Source organism: Blautia sp. KLE_1732_HM_1032, from assembly GCF_025147905.1.
Taxonomy (GTDB): domain Bacteria; phylum Bacillota; class Clostridia; order Lachnospirales; family Lachnospiraceae; genus Blautia_A; species Blautia_A fusiformis.
The window spans coordinates 2,819,370-2,835,670 of record NZ_CP102266.1; the positions used below are offsets into that span (position 1 = coordinate 2,819,370).

At 46.3% G+C, this 16,301-nt stretch carries 15 protein-coding genes; 3 read left to right on the forward strand and 12 right to left on the reverse strand.

What is annotated here, in order from left to right:
• Positions 1-3: 3 nt before the first annotated feature.
• The 3 genes from aroE to NQ489_RS13455 form a co-directional block, all read right to left on the reverse strand.
• Positions 4-885, reverse strand: coding sequence for a shikimate dehydrogenase (gene aroE / locus NQ489_RS13445; protein WP_021652300.1), 882 nt, complete (start codon positions 883-885; stop codon positions 4-6).
• A gap of 114 nt (positions 886-999) precedes the next feature.
• On the reverse strand, positions 1,000-2,925 hold the full coding sequence (locus tag NQ489_RS13450; RefSeq protein ID WP_021652299.1) for an FAD-dependent oxidoreductase: 1,926 nt from the start codon (positions 2,923-2,925) through the stop codon (positions 1,000-1,002).
• Between the two features lie 113 nt (positions 2,926-3,038).
• Positions 3,039-3,878 (reverse strand): sugar phosphate isomerase/epimerase family protein, encoded by an 840-nt coding sequence (locus tag NQ489_RS13455; RefSeq protein WP_021652298.1) that lies wholly within the window; start codon positions 3,876-3,878, stop codon positions 3,039-3,041.
• Between the two features lie 286 nt (positions 3,879-4,164).
• Between NQ489_RS13455 and NQ489_RS13460 the strand changes: the two genes are divergently transcribed.
• Positions 4,165-5,073: a LysR family transcriptional regulator gene (locus tag NQ489_RS13460; RefSeq protein WP_021652297.1), complete on the forward strand. Its 909-nt coding sequence runs from the start codon at positions 4,165-4,167 to the stop codon at positions 5,071-5,073.
• Positions 5,074-5,214: 141 nt separating this feature from the next.
• Here the strand turns inward: NQ489_RS13460 and NQ489_RS13465 are convergent, their stop codons facing one another.
• The 6 genes from NQ489_RS13465 to NQ489_RS13490 all read right to left on the reverse strand — a co-directional run bounded on the left by NQ489_RS13465 (position 5,215) and on the right by NQ489_RS13490 (position 11,499).
• Positions 5,215-6,003, reverse strand: coding sequence for a shikimate kinase (locus tag NQ489_RS13465; RefSeq protein WP_021652296.1), 789 nt, complete (start codon positions 6,001-6,003; stop codon positions 5,215-5,217).
• A 326-nt stretch (positions 6,004-6,329) separates the two neighbouring features.
• Positions 6,330-7,229 carry a LysR family transcriptional regulator gene (locus NQ489_RS13470; protein ID WP_015527022.1) on the reverse strand — a complete coding sequence of 300 codons (900 nt, stop codon included), beginning with the start codon at positions 7,227-7,229 and terminating at the stop codon, positions 6,330-6,332.
• A 79-nt stretch (positions 7,230-7,308) separates the two neighbouring features.
• A complete protein-coding gene (locus tag NQ489_RS13475; protein ID WP_021652295.1) occupies positions 7,309-7,980 on the reverse strand; it encodes a YkgJ family cysteine cluster protein in 672 nt (223 codons plus the stop codon).
• On the reverse strand, positions 7,980-8,360 hold the full coding sequence (locus NQ489_RS13480; RefSeq protein ID WP_022426444.1) for a DUF6483 family protein: 381 nt from the start codon (positions 8,358-8,360) through the stop codon (positions 7,980-7,982). Before NQ489_RS13480 ends, NQ489_RS13475 begins: the two co-directional genes overlap by 1 nt.
• A 114-nt stretch (positions 8,361-8,474) precedes the next feature.
• Positions 8,475-10,670: a DNA topoisomerase III gene (locus tag NQ489_RS13485; protein ID WP_021652294.1), complete on the reverse strand. Its 2,196-nt coding sequence runs from the start codon at positions 10,668-10,670 to the stop codon at positions 8,475-8,477.
• Between the two features lie 154 nt (positions 10,671-10,824).
• Positions 10,825-11,499 (reverse strand): response regulator transcription factor, encoded by a 675-nt coding sequence (locus tag NQ489_RS13490; RefSeq protein WP_021652293.1) that lies wholly within the window; start codon positions 11,497-11,499, stop codon positions 10,825-10,827.
• A gap of 180 nt (positions 11,500-11,679) precedes the next feature.
• On the opposite strand from NQ489_RS13490, the gene NQ489_RS13495 reads away from it, so the two are divergent.
• Entirely contained in the window at positions 11,680-12,612 is a 933-nt protein-coding gene (locus NQ489_RS13495) for a diacylglycerol/lipid kinase family protein (RefSeq protein WP_044961966.1), read from the forward strand.
• A gap of 73 nt (positions 12,613-12,685) precedes the next feature.
• Complete coding sequence (locus NQ489_RS13500; protein WP_021652290.1) at positions 12,686-13,375, forward strand: phosphatase PAP2 family protein; 690 nt, start codon at positions 12,686-12,688, stop codon at positions 13,373-13,375.
• A 25-nt stretch (positions 13,376-13,400) separates the two neighbouring features.
• Here NQ489_RS13500 and NQ489_RS13505 read toward each other — a convergent pair whose 3' ends face one another.
• Genes NQ489_RS13505 through sfsA form a run of 3 tightly spaced genes read right to left on the reverse strand, consistent with a single transcriptional unit; the run spans position 13,401 to position 16,162 of the window.
• Positions 13,401-14,417, reverse strand: coding sequence for a glycosyltransferase family 2 protein (locus NQ489_RS13505; RefSeq protein ID WP_021652289.1), 1,017 nt, complete (start codon positions 14,415-14,417; stop codon positions 13,401-13,403).
• Complete coding sequence (gene mutY / locus NQ489_RS13510; protein ID WP_021652288.1) at positions 14,414-15,469, reverse strand: A/G-specific adenine glycosylase; 1,056 nt, start codon at positions 15,467-15,469, stop codon at positions 14,414-14,416. The genes NQ489_RS13505 and mutY overlap by 4 nt, the downstream gene beginning before the upstream one ends.
• A 12-nt stretch (positions 15,470-15,481) precedes the next feature.
• Positions 15,482-16,162 (reverse strand): DNA/RNA nuclease SfsA, encoded by a 681-nt coding sequence (gene sfsA, locus NQ489_RS13515; protein ID WP_044961964.1) that lies wholly within the window; start codon positions 16,160-16,162, stop codon positions 15,482-15,484.
• Positions 16,163-16,301 lie beyond the last annotated feature (139 nt).

Consider the following 16,301-nt stretch of genomic DNA (forward strand, 5'->3'; position numbering starts at 1 on the left):
TTCTTATTTCCCTTCGTTCTCAGCCTGAAATTTCTGGTACTCATCTGTCGGCATCTCAAGACCTGTGTAAAGCTTGTAAGATGCTGCACCCTGCCACAGAAGCATTCCTTTTCCGCCTACTGCAAGCTTCACGCCTGCTTCTTTTGCTTCTTTTACCATCTTTGTCTCGGCCGGATTGTATACGCAGTCTGCAACAACAAGATCCTTATGGAACATGGATTTGTCAACCAGTGTGATGTCATCATGTGGTTTCATTCCTGCAAGTGTTCCGTTCGCGAGGATATCTGCGTTTGCGATCTCTTCTCTCAGTTTGTCCTGGTCGTCAAGGCAATATACGCTTACTTTGCAGTCCGGTACTTCTTTTGCAAGCTTCTCAGCAGTTCTTTTTGCTCTGTCAAGGAATGGATCGTCAGGGTTGAAGATCGCGATGGATGCTGCTCCGTCAAGGGCACACTGTACAGTCAGAGCTGTAGCTGCTCCGCCTGCTCCGAGGACTACCATCTTTTTGCCCTTTACATCAACACCGTGCTCTTTCAGATTGCGGACAAATCCGATACCGTCTGTGATATGTCCAACAAGTTTTCCATCCTCATTTACGATGGTGTTTACAGCGCCGATGATCTTTGCTGCCGGTGAAAGCTCGTCTACACACTGAGCTACTTTGTTCTTGCAAGGCATGGTTACATTGCAGCCTCTCATTTTGAACAGACGCATTGCATCAAGAGCTGCCGGAACCTGATCCTCTTTGATATCGAATGCCATGTAGGCATAGTCCAGGTTATGGTACTGGAAGCTGAAGTTGTACATAGCCGGGGATCCGGAATGTCCTACAGGGCTTCCGATCAGTGCAAGTAAACCAGTTGTTCCTTTAATTCTCTGTTCCATTTCTTTTTACCTCCTGCATTTTCCCCTGTCAGACACCGGATATATTTTCTCCGGTGTCTGACAGGTCATCTTTTTAATTTTTGTACTGTCCGGTTTATTGGATAGATTGGCAGATCAGATCCTGGAAGCTACCTCATAAGCCTCTTTTGTTGCATCCAGTGCACGTCTTGCACGGATAGCATCTCCGATCACATGTGTCTCAGGTACAAGGTCTTTGATCTTCTCTTCCAGAGGATTGTAGTTGCGGAATCCCATGGAAAGGATCACAGAATCATATCCTCTTGACTCGTGACGTACTCCGTCAGCGGTCTCATATTCTACACCGTCTTCATAGAATTTGCATACCTTTGCTCCGGTGATTTCCTTGATTCCGTAGTCCTCGAAATCCTTCATCAGATATACTCTGTGCTCGTGGATCACGTCTGCACCTACGGTATCACGGAACTCGATAACAGTTACATCATGCTCCTGCTCGCCTAAAAATGCAGCTGTCTCGCATCCAACCATTCCACCGCCGACAACGAGAACCTTTTTGCCTGCTGCTCTCTTGCCATCCAGAAGGTCAGAGCCGTGGATGATAGCCGGATTGTCGATTCCCTCGATCGGAAGGATCAGAGTCTTGGAACCGGTGGCAATGATCACGCTGTCCGGCTTCTCTTCTTTGATAAGCTCCGGAGTTACCTCACAGTTCATCACGATCTTAACGCCATCCTTCTGACAGCGATGGATGTAGCTGCGGATCATGTTTGTGATGTCACCTTTTCCCGGCGGATATGCAGCAAGTCTCATGTTTCCACCGAGAACATCTCCTGCCTCATAAAGTGTTACCTCATGGCCTCTCTCTTTTGCGATAAATGCAGCGGAAAGTCCTGCAACACCACCACCGATAACCATAACCTTCTTCGGCTCTTCCGCTTTCTCAAGCGGCTCTGCCTCATGACCCAGGAACGGGTTTGTCAGACAGCATACCGGATTTCCTGCATACATGTTTGCAACACAGCCCTGAAGACAGGCGATACAAGGAGTCATATCCTCAAGACGCTCTTCCTGTGCTTTCTTCGGCATAGCCGGATCTGCAAGGCTCTGACGTCCGAATGCTACAAGGTCTGCTCTTCCTTCTTTTACCATCAGCTCTGCGAACTGTGGCTCTGTATAACGTCCAACTGTGATCACCGGAATATTTACCGCACGTTTGATCTCCTCAACCTCTGCTGCAGAGAATCCACCGTGGATAACAGTCGGTGCCCACATAAACTCATCCTTGATATGAACGGCACGGGATACATGGAGTCCGTCCAGTCCGCAACTTTCCAGATATGCTGCGATCGCTGCACTGTCGTGGATATCAAGTCCGCCCGGAACCTCATCTGCACAGTTGATTCTTGCAAGAACTGCAATTTTTCCCTGTGTTGCTTTTTTAACTTCCTCGATAATCAGACGGGAGAAACGCATACGGTTCTCAAAGCATCCGCCAAACTCATCCACTCTCTTGTTTGTTCTCGGAGAAAGGAAGGTACTTACCAGATAACCGTGTGCCATATGGATCTCAACAGCATCTGCTCCTGCTTCCATTGCTCTTCTTGCAGCCTCACCGTAGCCTTTGATCAGCTCGTAAACTTCCTCAGTTGTAAGCTGCTTCGGAATATCACGGCCGCACACTGACGGGATACTGGTTGCTGCTGTGATCGGTGCTCCTGCGTTCTTTGCATTTCCTTCCGGACCTGCGTTCTGAAGCTGGATGGACACCTTTGCTCCTTCTGCATGACATCCGTCGATAACCTTGCGGAAGCTCTCGATCGTAGAGTCGTCATAAAGACATGGTTTACGCGGGCCGCCCTTTGCGCCCTTGTGAACTACAGTAGCCTCGATAGTGATCAGACCAAATCCGCCTTTTGCTCTTTCTCTGTAATATGCAGCGGACTGCTCACTCATTGTTCCGTCTGTGTTTGCAAAGTTATTTCCCATTGGCGGAACAACAAAACGATTCTTTACTGTCATAGGACCGATCTCGATCGGCTGAAACATCGCATTGAATTTCATATGCGTTCTCCTTTCCTTTGAAACAATCTTTTTGTTTCTTTCACGGTAACGCCCTGTCACCGGTATGACGTCGGAAACAGGGGCCCGTCTGAAATATTAGTTTCTTATATTAATTACAGTACTTCCGGCCAAACCTCTTCCAGTACCTTCTTTGTGTTCTCATATGTATGTTTTGCAGCATACTCGATACCTTTTTCAAGGTTTGCATCGCTGATAACCTCTACGCCGATGGCATTTGGTCTGATGCCTTTTTCTTTGATCATTTTTACGAACGGTACTGTTGTTCCGATTCCTGTTCCAGGAGCAAGACGGTCATGCATGGACTCATCTCTTAAGATTGTTGTTGCATATGGTCTTTCCCATACATCGTTGATCTGGATGGATACGATCTTGTCTGCCGGGATTCCCTCAAGTACGGAAAGCTCGATCGGCTGGTTTGCTCTTACCCAGTGCCATGTATCAAGGATCAGTTTCGCATTCTCGCAGTCAGCAGCTTTTACAACAGCCCAGCCCTTTTTCACATCCGGGATTCCGCTGTATGGCATTGGCTCAACACCGATGATGTATTTGCCTGCTCTGTGGCAAAGCTCACGAAGCTTCTGTGCTGTGTACTCTACGGAATAGTTCTCCATCAGTCCGCAGTTGATCTGTTTTACGTTAAATAATTCACACATATGGAAGCAGAGCTGTTCTTTGTATTTCTGCTCATAGGAACGATGCTCCTCTGCCCACTGCACGATGTACTCAACCTCTGTTACCTTCATTTCATATTTATCCAGGATCGCCAGGATATCCTCGTCGAAAAGTCCCTCATTCAGGGCATCTACGTAGGTTTCTGCTCTCAGGCCGATTCCCTCATAGCCAGCCTCTTTGGCAGCTTTTACACGGTCCTCAAATTTGCACTGATCTCCCAGTGTCCAGGAACTGATTGTGATTGGAAATTCTTTTGACATGATAATTCCTCCTGAAAATTTAAATAATTTTATTTGTTTTTTTTAAATTATTTTGTATCTTTTTTCTATAAGCATTATATAACTTTGTTAAATACAAAACAAATTGATTGTACCAGGAGAATCCATAGATTTTATCAATATATCATGTTATACTATATAAAACATATTCAGCCGTATTGCCGCCGTCACTGCATACGGCCCGGCAAATCTCTTATGTCTGTCAGACTTACCGGGGATCTGTTCGAAGTAAAACATTCAGATAAACTTACGAAAGGAGTATTGAAAAATGAATCTGTATCATCTTCGCTATTTCGTGACACTGGCTCATCTGGAACATTATACAAAAGCTGCGGATGTTCTGGCCATCACACAGCCCAGCCTAAGTCACGCGATCTCTTCTCTGGAGGAAGAGCTTGGAGTGAAATTATTTGAAAAAAACGGACGGAATGTTTCTCTCACCAAATATGGCAAGTCTTTTCTGGAGGATGTGGAACAAACCCTGAACCGGCTGGATTCCTCCGTAAACGGTCTCCAGCTTGCAGGAAAGGGAGAAGGACAGATCGATGTGGCTTTTCTCAGAACTCTGGGTGTTGACTTTATGCCAAAGATCATCCGCAGCTTTCTTAATGCCAATAAGGGAAAACAGATCCATTTCAATCTGTTCTGCGATAAGGTGCTTACCGGCGATATCCTCACCGGACTGAAAGAAAAGAAATACGATATCGGCTTCTGTTCCAAATTTGACGACGAACCACTGATCGAATTTATTCCGGTTGCCAAGCAGGATCTGGTCGTCATCGTTCCGCCGGAACATCCTCTTGCTGAGAAATCCGAGATTCATCTGGAGGAAACGCTTCCATACAAGCAGATCATCTTCAAGAAGAGAAGCGGTCTCCGCCAGATCATTGACCAGTTATTTAAGAGCATCGGTCAGTACCCGGATGTGGCTTTTGAAATCGATGAGGATCAGGTTGCCGCAGGATTTGTTGCCAATGATTTCGGCATCTGCATTGCACCGGATATCCCGATCCTTCACTCTCTGAACCTTAAGATCCTGCCCCTTGTCTCTCCAAGCTGGCAGCGGAATTTCTACATGGCCATGCTGAAGGATGTATACCATCCGCCGGTCGTGGAAGCCTTTAAAAAATTTGTGATCGAGGAAACCTCGAGGGAGATTTTTTATAAGACCAATTAAACGATCTGTTCATCTGCAAATATATGGTCCGGATCTTTTATATCATAAAGGACAGCTGCCCGATCTCCGTTCTGTTTCTGTACGGTTTATCGGACAGCTGTCCCTTTTATATGTAAAACTATTCTGTTTTATGATCAGCAGTTATTTATTTGCCTCTGCCTCACGAAGTCTGTGGATCAGCTCCTCGCAGATCTCAAGCTCACTCTTTCCGTCTGTCTCAACAACTATATCTGCTGCTGCCTCATATTTCGCGCGACGTTTTTCCAACAGATCAGCGATAAATGAAACATTTTTGTTGTTCTCAAGTAAAGGACGGTCATGATTATCCTTTACACGTTCCAGAATAGTTTCCGGCTTTGCAGTCAGAAGTACAACACGGCCATTTTTTTTCATCTCGGTAACATTGCGCTCCCGCATCGGAACACCACCGCCACAGGATACTACAACATTAGATCTGGACTGCATCTCGATCAGAAGATTTGTCTCAAGCTCACGGAAATACTCTTCACCGTAAGTCTCAAAGATATCGGAAATGCTCATTCCCTGTCTCTCCACGATACACTGATCCATCTCCACAACATCCATGGCAAGAACATTCTTCAGATAATCGGAGATCGTAGATTTACCAGCTCCCATAAATCCGATCAGGAAGATATTATAATTGAAAAGATTTCTGGACTGGATCCTTTTACTGTTCTGTGTGATGCTTGCAAAAACATCATTGACCTCTTTCTTATGACGTCTGCCTTCCATTCTGGCTTCCAGCCATCCTTTCTGCTTCGCCTCCTGTTCCGGCTGAAGTACCGGAAGATCGTTAGCTTCCTTGTATACCATGATGTCCTCTACGATCCTGTTTCTCATAAGGAGTGCGTCCAGGATGATCTCATCGCACTGTCCAAGGCTTTCTCTTAATACTTCTAACTGGTTCATAATATCTCCTTTACTTCGTTCATTTTATTACGGATTTCCGTCATCACTTTATCACTTTAAATCAAGTATCTGTCCTTATTATACCAACTGGTCATTTTTATCTCAACCCAAATTTTCATTGAATTTACGCATGTGATCTATAGATTATTTTTATAATTTTTAGGCACGGCAAAGATATCCGACGCCGGACTTCACGCTATGATGGACTGAATTGTTTGCAGTAATTTATGGAATTGCTATAGTATTCACGCCAGGATCTGTGTCAAAAAAATCTCCGCCCTTTTACAGAAGCAGAGATTTTTTACAGAAATTTTATCACCAAGATTCTACTGTATCACTTCATAGATCCGGTAATGCTTGTATATATAATCCCGGAACTGCTCCACAAGCGCACTTGGGTACCGGTTTTTCATCATTCCCATGTATATGTAACGACGGCAGTGCAGATTCTCAATATTTAAGATTTTCACAGGAAGTGTATGGATCACCGGTACATCCGGCACAATGCCTACACCAAATTCCTCCGCCACCATACCTGCCAGTGCACCATCCTCTTCTACCTCAAAGGCCGTCTCCGGTGAAAGTCCTTCCTTTTCGAAAAGCTCCCGGATCACAAAATACAGTCCGCTTGCAGGGGTAAAGGTCACCTGCGGATACTGCCCCAGCTCTTTTATGGTCACTGAATTTCGGTCTGCAAGAGCATGGTTCTCAGGCACTACAGCCACCAGCTTTTCTTCTGACACCGGCACAAAGCTGATCTCCTTCTCGCCCTCTGCCCGGGAACAGAAGATCACGTCGAATTTCTCTTCCTTCAGACCCCGGATCAGACTTCCGGTAGCTGCATTCTGAAAACGGAAATCAATCTTCTTCCCCTCCTGTTCATTAAGGAACCCCCGGACAAGCTCCGGGATAAATCTGCGTCCCTGGGTATGGATATACCCGATGGAAATACTTCCTCCCGGAATCCTTGCCGCTTCCTGTATCCTCTCCACACCAAGATTCAGGATATGTAAGGAGTCCTGCACATATTTCAGAAACATTTCCCCGTATTTGGTCATGGTCACATTTCTTCCGTGACGCTCAAAAAGTGGAACCTGCAGTTCCTTTTCAAGGTTGGAGATCGCATGGCTCAGGCTTGGCTGGGTTATATCCAGCCTCTTGGCTGCTCTGGTATAATTTTCGATCTGGGCAAGAGTCACAAAATATGTGAGCTGATTTAAGTTCATATGTCAAAAAATCCTTTCTTTCCTCCGCGCGAGAGACTTTCAGGCAGGTAAGCTCAGACACCTCGCTGCCTGGTCTGTTTCACACTCCAAGGCTCAGGAGTTCTTTTCCCGCCGCAAGTCTCTCATAAAACTGCTCATAAAAATCCCGCTTCTCATCATAAGGCTTCCTGTAAAACTGGTTCACCACATACATGTTCAGGTTTCGGATCAGATCACTGTCCTCGCTCTCATAGAGAACCGCCTGGACATCCAGAAGAAAATAATGCCAGTCACAGACAAATTTTTCGTAATTTTGAAAATCCGGAGTATCTACCCATTTCCGGACCTTGATCTTACTGCGGCTGGTCTTTTTGCACTCGTGGATCTGAAGGATGTATTTAAAACTCCCGTCCTCATAGTATCTTCCCAGCGGGAACAAACGGCAGAAGCCCGGACGAAAGCTGTGGATGGAGCATCTTCCGTTGCTATTCAGAAATACGCATCGTTCCTCTGCCCCTGTCATCCTAAGATGCGGCAGAATATTTCCGTCTGTGACGCCAAGCTCTATTTTTCCGGCAAGCAGCTGGTCCACACTTAAGTGAAGTCCCTGACTTAACCGCCATACATCCAGCGGATCCAATACAACAGAATCTCCCATTCCCGTACAGCAGTCAAAACAGCCCTTACAGTCCTGACAGTCTGCCTTTACCATGTCATTTGCCTCGTATAAACGACCGTCGGAAATTTCCTCCAGTGTAACCTCCCGCCGCATCAGACAAGTGCCTCCAGTCCTGTAACTCCCCAGTCCTCAGCCAGGCTTTTCAACCCGTCCAGGATCTCCTCCCTGGAATAATCGTGATCATCCAGGTAATCTACGTCCATATCATTGAGATGCAGATAAAAGGTAAGGGCAAGCTCCAGATAATCTGGATCATCTTCCTCCATGTTCATAAGAAGCTCATTTTCCGCTCCGTTGATATCACCCTCATCAGCAAGTCCGATAACCTTCTTAAAAAGCTGGTCTGCCTCTGTATAATCTGCCTCTGCTGCAGGAAGTGTATACTGCGGCATATCTCCCTTAAGAAGAAGTCTTGTGATCAGTCTTGCGATATCCTGAATATTTCCTGACATTCTGTCATCCTGTAATCCCAAATCGTTTTCCTCTCTTTCTGCTGTCCTGTTCTGCCAGACACATTTCTCCGACCGACGTATCTGCATCCGGTCCTCCGCTCATCCGAACCCCGGATATCTGGACAGGCAATTTATTTAATCCAGTTTAATTCCTGACAACGCCTGTGCAAATGCATTGTTCACCGGCTCATTGGCCTCTTTCTGCTGTTTCTTAAGATAACGCTGCACATCACGCTTATTCACACCTGCACCCTCTTTGGCTCGTCTTGCCTGGAAGGATGAAAGCTTTTCTTTATAGCCGCACTGACATACAAAGGTCTCTTCTTTTCCCTTCAGAAGCATCTCCATACGCTTATGGCATTTCGGACAGCGCGCATTGGTGGTCCTGGATACTGTCTCTCTGTATCCGCATTCCCGGTCCTCGCACACCAGCATTTTGGCATTCTTTCCGTTGACTGCCAGAAGATGTTTGCCGCAGTTAGGGCACTTCTTGTTTGTCATATTGTCATGGCGGAATGTTCCCTGTCCGCCTTTGATCTCATCTACGATCTCACAGGCATATTTACGGATCCCTGTGAGGAATTTATCCTGACGGAGCTTTCCGTTTGCAATATCACTGAGCTTCATCTCCCAGTCTGCGGTAAGCTCCGGCTTTTTCAATTCTTCCGGAACCAGCTCCAGAAGCTGTTTCGCCTTGGAGGTAATGTAGATCTCATTGCCTCTTTTTTCCATCATAAAGCTGTTGAAAAGCTTCTCGATGATGTCCGCTCTTGTGGCTACCGTTCCAAGTCCACCGGTCTCACCAAGGGTTTTTGCCGCTTTTTTGTCGTGGCTTTCCATAAAATGAACCGGATTTTCCATGGCACCAAGAAGTGTGGCCTCTGTAAATCTGGCCGGTGGTTTTGTTTTGCCTGCTGTAAGAGCTGCTCCTTCCACAGTAAGTATCTGACCTTCCGTAAGCTCCGGAAGCTTCTGGTCTTTCAGCTTATCACCGGATTCCTCTTCATCCTCATCCTGCCAGCCGCCTTCATAAACCTCTCTCCACCCTGCACTTTTTACAATACGTCCGCTTGCAGCGAAAGTTTCTCCTGCTGCAGTTCCTTCCATGCTTACCAGCTCATATACAGCCGGCGGATACAGCACGCTCAGGAAACGGCGTACTACCATATCGTAAATCTTCCGTTCCTCGTTGGTCATATGATCCAGCTGTACAAACTGTTCTGTAGGAATGATGGCATGATGGTCACTGACTTTTTTGTCATCCACAAAGCCAGCACTGGTCTGGATCGGTTTATTGACCAGCGCACCGGCAAGTTTTCGATAAGGACCTGTCCCGCATGCCTGAAGACGCTCTTTAATGGTAGGAACTACATCTTTTCCTATATATCTGGAATCCGTTCTTGGGTAGGTAAGGACTTTGTGATTCTCGTAGAGCCTCTGCATGATATTCAGAGTTTCCTTTGCAGAAAAGCCGTATTTCTGATTGGCTTCTCTCTGAAGAGTGGTCAGGTCATAAAGCCCCGGCGCATAGGTCTTCTTCGGCTTTCTGGAAACCTTTGTTATGGTAAGGTTGCTTTTTCCTGCCTTTGTCTGGATCTCCTGGGCACGCTCCTTCTTAAAGGTGCGGAGGCTTCCGCTTTTTCCGTCACGCCAGGTCCAGCGTACATTTCCCGCCTGCAGAGTGATCCCGTAATAATCCTCCGGCTTAAATTCCCGGATTTCCTGCTCTCTTCTTGCGATCATGGCAAGGGTGGGGGTCTGCACACGTCCGCAGGAAAGCTGGGCATTATATTTACAGGTCAGCGCTCTGGTCCCGTTCATTCCCACCAGCCAGTCCGCCTCCGCCCTGGCCTGTGCCGCACGGTAAAGATCATCATAATCATGGCCGTTTTTAAGGTGGGCAAAGCCGTCACGGATTGCTTTGTCCGTTACGGATGAGATCCACAGACGCTTAATAGGTTTATGGCAGTCTGCCTTTGCAAGGATCCATCTTGCTACCAGTTCTCCCTCACGTCCAGCATCTGTGGCAATGATGATCTCCCCGATATCCTTCCTGTAAAGCTGGGTTTTCACCGCATTGTACTGCTTGGAGGTCTGGCGTATCACCACCAGTTTCATTTTCTCCGGCATCATGGGAAGCGTGGAAAGCTCCCATTTGGTATATTTTTTATCGTATTCTTCCGGATCTGCCAGTGTTACCAGATGTCCCAGGGCCCAGGTCACTACATAGTCTTTTCCTTCCAGGGTTCCGTTCCCCTTCTGACTGCAGTGGAGGACTCTGGCAATGTCTCTGGCAACGGATGGCTTCTCCGCAATTACTAATGATTTCATATTTTTTTCTTTCACCTCTTACTCTTTGGAGCCTGTTTCCTAATGGCTCCGGGGTTCAACTATTATAGCATGAAAAAAGCACTTCGTCCAGAAAAGGGCCGAAGCCTTTTTCCGTCGAAATGCTCTTTACTTTCATATTACTCTCAGCAGCTGTTCATGCACATTTTCCGCTGATCTTATAGCCCACTCCACGAACTGTTTCCACCAGATCTCCTGCCGGGCCAAGCTTCTGGCGAAGGGTACGGATATGTACATCTACGGTTCTGCTCTCCCCGTCGAATTCATATCCCCAGATCTGATTTAAAAGCTGTGTTCTGGAAAGAACCGTACCACTGTTTTTCAGAAGGAGACAAAGCATCTCGTATTCTTTCAGTGTCAGATTCACAGGCTCCTGATCAACAGTTACCTCATGTCTTCCCGGACATACATAAAGATTTTCCATACGATACTCCTCTGCGCCATTGTCCTCTGATCTCCGAAGAAGGGCACGTACCCTGGAGATCAGCTCCATCATACGGAACGGCTTCGGAATGTAATCATCTGCGCCGCTGTCCAGACCTACCACGGTATCAAATTCGCTACCCTTTGCCGTAAGCATGATCACCGGAAGCTTCCGCACATCCGGACGGATACGGATTTTTTTTAAAATAGACAGTCCGTCTTCCTCCGGAAGCATAATGTCCAGAAGCACCAGTGAAGGCAGTTCTTTTTCCAACGCTTTCCAGAAAAGTGATGGCCGTTCAAACCCCTGTGCCTCCAGACCCTGACTGTTTAATGTATATACAACAAGTTCACGGATACTTTCATCATCTTCCACAAGATATATCATAATTTTCCTCCAGCTTCATTTTTCATCTGATACGTGCAAGTATAAAGTGCATTCGTAAAATCCAACATAGAAAAAAGGTTAAGTTTATGTAAAATATAGAAATCCTTAAGAAATTTTAATTTGTAAAAGCCGAACGTCAATGTTATGATAAAGCAGAGAGTTGTTTGGAGGTTTTTTATTATGTATTCTTTTATTGTGAATCCCAATTCAAGATCCGGTGAGGGACGTAATGTCTGGAACCGGCTTCGCAGCATCATGGAAAGTCAGGGGATCTCATATCAGTATTTTCTCACAGAATATGTGGGACACGCCACAGTACTGGCACGAAGGATCAGTGCCGCCGGAACACCGGAGGATCCGGTAACTCTGGTAACAGTAGGCGGTGACGGCACTATTTATGAAGTACTTACCGGGATCATTGATCTGTCTTCGGTTGTTTTCGGATTTATCCCGGTCGGGTCCGGCAACGATTTCTGCCGCAGTATGGGCCTGCCCTTTGATCCTTTTGAAGCGCTTCGCTCTATCCTTGAAAACAGACGGACCATTTCCATGGATGTTCCTGTTCTCCACCTTGGCAGCCATTCCTACCGTTTCGGCATCAGTGCAGGAATGGGCTACGATGCGGCAATCTGTCAGGAAGTCCTGATCACACCTGGCAAAAAATTTCTCAACCGTCTCCATATGGGTAAACTCATCTACCTTATGGTGGCACTGAAGCAATTTCTCTTCCTTACTCCGTCCCCGGTCACGATAACACTTGACGGGAACAAGCCACAAACCTTCAGCAGGACTTGGTTTGCGGCTGTAATGAACCAGAAATATGAAGGCGGAGGCTTTAAATTCTGTCCAAACGCCAGTCCGGAGGATGGTTTACTGGATGTGATCGTTATTGAAGGAATCTCCAAGCTGAAAATGCTGTTCTGCCTGCCGAGCGCTCTCTGGGGAAAACATACCCGCATTCGCGGTGTACATATTTTACAGTGCAGGAACGTACATATTACAAGTGCCCATTCCCTTCCTGTGCATAAAGACGGAGAATCCGGCGGAATCCAGCGTGAATTTTCTGTGACCATTGAAAAGAAACCTTTAAAAATCATAATGCCTGTGTTATAGTAGCAGGTAGATACTTAACAAAAAAGAAGCTTAAGGCTGACATCAGCCATACCTCAAGAAAAGGAGCGGCAAAATGTTGAGTAAAATAAAAAAATACAGGCACGGTTTTATCATAGCAATCTATTTCGTTGCCTATCTTATCCTGTTTGGATATCTGGAGCAGCGGCCTGTACGAGCCTACCATGTTGTACATACTGTTTTTGATGATATGATCCCGTTCTGCGAGATTTTTATTATTCCGTACCTTTTATGGTTTCCATATGTGGTAATAACGGTTGTGTATTTCCTGTTTCGCAATAAGAATAAAAAGGAATATTTCCAGCTGATCTTCAACCTGATGATGGGAATGACGGTTTTCCTTGTTGTTTCCTACATCTATCCGAACGTTCAGTATCTCCGCCCTGCGGTATTCCCCAGAAGCAACATCTTTACACGACTGGTGGCCGAGCTCTATCGGACAGATACTCCCACCAACATCCTGCCAAGTATCCATGTATTTAATTCCCTGGCTGTTTATTTTGCCATTCATCACTGCCAGGCACTGAAAGACAGGAAATGGCTTCAGCGAGGAGCCCTGATCCTTTCTGTTCTGATCATCCTGTCCACCATGTTTATCAAGCAGCACTCCGTGATCGATGTATGTCTTGGTACCACACTGGCACTGTTCGGACATCTCCTGTTCTATCCACAGAGAGTGGAGGATTACGAGGAACAGCGCTCCCTATCTCATATGCGCAAGAAGAAGCCGGAACAGAATTTATAAAAAAAGCCCCGTTGGGGGCTTTTTTTTAATTAAATCCATAAAACTTCTGACAGATCTTATAGGCTGCCACAAACATCTTTCTTCCACCTCTTCCGGGAAGATTGGACACCCTTCCGAAGAGACTTCTCCGAAGCTTCCGGTACAGTCCCATATTCTGATCTTTGATGTAATCCTGCAGCTCCTGTTTTTTATCCAGGCATTCCTGCGTTGCAGCTCTTACCAGCATGATCGAAGAAACGGTTGTGATGATATCCAGATAGCTGAACATATAAGCACGAAGTCTGCGGTTGCTCACATTAGCCTTCAGATAGGCGTCCACCATCAGTTTGTTTACACGGATCTGCTGATCGATACGCTTGATCATCACTTTCTCATTGACAGACTGATCATCTCTTCCAATAAAATATCGATAGAAATTTACATCCAGATAATAGAGATTTTTTACATAGGGAAGCGGCTCAAACGCAAACAGGTTATCTACGTAGAACGTATGCTTCGGAAGCTCCATTCCACAGTCATGGAGAAGTTTTGTACGGTATATCATGGAATGCATAAGGAGATACTGGCCTTTTTTCATGTGGCGTACCTCATCCCATCCGAAAATCTGGTTTGTCGGAAAACAGTGTCTGTACTGCATGACCTTTTTGCGGGTAGCTCCCTGCTTCTCATAAACGAAATTACTGATGAGAAGATCCACGGTCTCAGCCCCACGTATCAGTTCATAAAGTGTTTTCAGGACCTCATAGTAGGCATCCTGATTTACCCAGTCATCACTGTCCACAACCTTGAAATAAAGTCCTGTTGCGTTTTTGATCCCTGTGTTGACTGCCTGTCCATGGCCGCCATTTTCCTGATGTATGGCTTTTACGATAGTTGGATATTTCTCGGCATAATCATCTGCGATCTCGGCAGTACGGTCACTGGAGCCATCATCTACAATGATGATCTCTACTTCCTCTCCTCCGATCAGCAGGGAATTGATGCATTTTGACATATAAGCCTCTGAATTATAGCATGGTATTGCTACGCTCAAAAGTTTCATGTGTTTTCCTCCTTCATATATCTGGTGTATGCGCGAAACGCAGATGGTATTGCATATTTTTTATCGGATTCTCTCTTATCCACAAACAGGAACTCCCCCTGCGGTGCTTCTTCCAGAGAGGATACAGCGATACGATAAGCACACATCCTCCATTCAATATGGGAAAAAATGTGCTTCGCATCCGGCAGTGCTTCGATCCGCAGTGGTTCCAGCCCCATGGCTTTTACCCGGGCAAGTGCCGCCTTCTCCGTCAGATGTCCTTCCACATTTGGAAGCTCATAAAGGCCTGCCAGAAGTCCTGTATCCGGACGTTTACGGATCGCTGTACCTGCTCCGTCCTGGATCACAAGGACCGTTCGCTGTTCTATGGTGCGGGCTTTCTTCGGTGCTTTTACGGGAAGTTCTTCTACAGTTCCATGCTTTCTGGCAAGGCAAAAATGCCCCAGCGGGCATTCTTCGCACTTTGCTACTCCGTTTGGAACACAGACTACAGCTCCCAGCTCCATCATAGCCTGGTTGAAATCCCCTGGTCTGTCCTCAGACATCTGCTCTGTAAGATCATTTTCCACCGATTTCCGTACAGACTGTTTCATGATATCTCCACGGTTTTCGGTGAGTCTTGCGTATACCCGCAGCACATTTCCATCTACTGCAGGGACTTTCTTTCCGTAGGCAATGGACGCAATGGCACCTGCCGTATATCTTCCTATTCCTTTTAACGAGAGAAGTGTCTCAAAATCCTCAGGGATCCTGCCTCCATATTCTTCCATGACCTGAACAGCCGCTTTCTGCATGTTGCGGACACGGCTGTAATAGCCAAGGCCTTCCCACAGCTTGATGATCCTCTCTTCCGGTGCCGCCGCAAGGGCTGCTACATCCGGAAGTTCCTGAATAAAGCGCTGAAAATAAGGTTTCACAGCTTCCACTCGGGTCTGCTGGAGCATGATCTCAGATACCCAGGTATAATAGGCATTGTCTTTATCTCTCCAGGGCAGGATCCTTTTGTTTTTATCGTACCATTTCAGAAGGGGTTCTGCAATGTTTTCAGGCATATCGTTTCCTTTCTATAATCTTACCGGTATCGGATCACAGATCTTCATGGAATCTTCCGTGACGGCACAGTCATAGGCCAGGATGTGAACACCGGCATCTGCTGCCGCCTTAAGTGTCTCTCCAAATTCCGGATGTGTCTCCCGATTTGGTTCAAAATACCTTACACCCTTCATCTGGATCACCAGAAGAAGATACGCCTCATAGCCGTCAGCTGCTGCATGCATCAGCTCACAGAGATGCTTGATCCCCCGTTCTGTAGGTGCGTCCGGAAAGCGCACGATATTATTTTCTTCCAGAGTGACGCCTTTTACCTCGATAAAAGCCTTTCGCTTCCCGGATTCCACATACAGGTCAAAACGGGAATTTCCGTATGTCTTTTCTCTCCTGACAGTCACTTTCTCCGGAAAAAGATTTCCGGCCGCCACCCACTCTTCTGCTGCTTTATTCGGGGCCTGGGAATCCATATTGATCCAGCGGCCCTCCTTGTTCACACTGATCAGATCGTATTTCGTTTTCCTGGCAGGATTATCACTCTTTTCCAGGATCACTTCTGCTTCCGGAACAAGAAGTTCCCGGCATCTGCCTGTATTCTTCACATGGACCGTTTCCAGCTGATCCCCGATCTGCACATGAGCGATAAAACGGTTAGGCCTGTCTTTGAATATACCTCTGATCGTATTCTTATAATTCATAGTTTTTCCCTCGTAACCCTTACTATAACATAAAATCTTCAAAAGCGCAGTTGCTTTTTTTTCTTTTCTCATATAGAATTGTTTTGATAACTGTTCACTGGTAATATTCCGCGAGGTGTTTTTTGTGAGCGAAGGCCAC

Bases quoted from the DNA above. Each gene is read 5' to 3' on its own strand.
- aroE (WP_021652300.1), bottom strand. From the start codon at position 885: ATGGAACAGAGAATTAAAGGAACAACTGGTTTACTTGCACTGATCGGA.
- NQ489_RS13450 (WP_021652299.1), bottom strand. From the start codon at position 2,925: ATGAAATTCAATGCGATGTTTCAGCCGATCGAGATCGGTCCTATGACA.
- NQ489_RS13455 (WP_021652298.1), bottom strand. From the start codon at position 3,878: ATGTCAAAAGAATTTCCAATCACAATCAGTTCCTGGACACTGGGAGAT.
- NQ489_RS13460 (WP_021652297.1), top strand. From the start codon at position 4,165: ATGAATCTGTATCATCTTCGCTATTTCGTGACACTGGCTCATCTGGAA.
- NQ489_RS13465 (WP_021652296.1), bottom strand. From the start codon at position 6,003: ATGAACCAGTTAGAAGTATTAAGAGAAAGCCTTGGACAGTGCGATGAG.
- NQ489_RS13470 (WP_015527022.1), bottom strand. From the start codon at position 7,229: ATGAACTTAAATCAGCTCACATATTTTGTGACTCTTGCCCAGATCGAA.
- NQ489_RS13475 (WP_021652295.1), bottom strand. From the start codon at position 7,980: ATGCGGCGGGAGGTTACACTGGAGGAAATTTCCGACGGTCGTTTATAC.
- NQ489_RS13485 (WP_021652294.1), bottom strand. From the start codon at position 10,670: ATGAAATCATTAGTAATTGCGGAGAAGCCATCCGTTGCCAGAGACATT.
- NQ489_RS13490 (WP_021652293.1), bottom strand. From the start codon at position 11,499: ATGATATATCTTGTGGAAGATGATGAAAGTATCCGTGAACTTGTTGTA.
- NQ489_RS13495 (WP_044961966.1), top strand. From the start codon at position 11,680: ATGTATTCTTTTATTGTGAATCCCAATTCAAGATCCGGTGAGGGACGT.
- NQ489_RS13500 (WP_021652290.1), top strand. From the start codon at position 12,686: ATGTTGAGTAAAATAAAAAAATACAGGCACGGTTTTATCATAGCAATC.
- NQ489_RS13505 (WP_021652289.1), bottom strand. From the start codon at position 14,417: ATGAAACTTTTGAGCGTAGCAATACCATGCTATAATTCAGAGGCTTAT.
- mutY (WP_021652288.1), bottom strand. From the start codon at position 15,469: ATGCCTGAAAACATTGCAGAACCCCTTCTGAAATGGTACGATAAAAAC.
- sfsA (WP_044961964.1), bottom strand. From the start codon at position 16,162: ATGAATTATAAGAATACGATCAGAGGTATATTCAAAGACAGGCCTAAC.